1 protein-coding gene is annotated in these 557 nt (G+C 52.6%); it reads right to left on the bottom strand.

Annotation, left to right across the window (positions count from 1 at the left end; all coding sequences use genetic code 11):
• On the bottom strand, nt 1-464 hold a 464-nt coding region (locus tag NV64_RS22860), incomplete at its 3' end, for an IS110 family transposase (protein WP_146005550.1).
• Between the last annotated feature and the right edge of the window lie 93 nt (nt 465-557).

Genomic DNA, 557 nt, shown 5'->3' with positions numbered 1-557 from the left:
TTTTTCCCCGTTGCCATAACAAAACCAAACTCCGCCAGCATAGCCCGCAGGCTGTTAGTACACGCAACGCGCTCGCGAACCAGCATGTCCCGTTCCGTATGCAGCGCCAGTACGGCCTGTTGTTCCATCGTTTTCACCTGAACAAAACGCATGTTAGGGCGAGTGACGGCTTCGCAGATGGCTTCGGCGTCGGCCGCATCCGTCTTGTTGGTTTTTACATAGGGCTTGACGTACTGTGGCGGCATCAGTTTTACCTGATGGCCGTAGCTGAGAAAAAGTCGGGCAAAATGATGGCTGGATGAACAGGCCTCCATTCCGATAAGGCAGGGCTCCAGTCTGATGACAAACTCGGCAAATTTCGCGCGGGTAAGCTTTTTTTTGAGGACGGTCTGGCCGTTGTGATCGACGCCATGGAGAACGAAAACGTTTTTTGCCAGATCGATACCAAGAGTAGATACTTTCATTTGGACGCTCCTTCAGCTGAGAGTTAACACTCGCACTTTGGCACATCTGATGCCGCAAGGTTGGAGCGTCCATCTCATTATCCCTGCGCTCGG

This window comes from Erwinia sp. B116, assembly GCF_002865965.1.
GTDB lineage: Bacteria > Pseudomonadota > Gammaproteobacteria > Enterobacterales > Enterobacteriaceae > Erwinia.
This window is presented reverse-complemented; position numbering and strand designations above follow the sequence as displayed.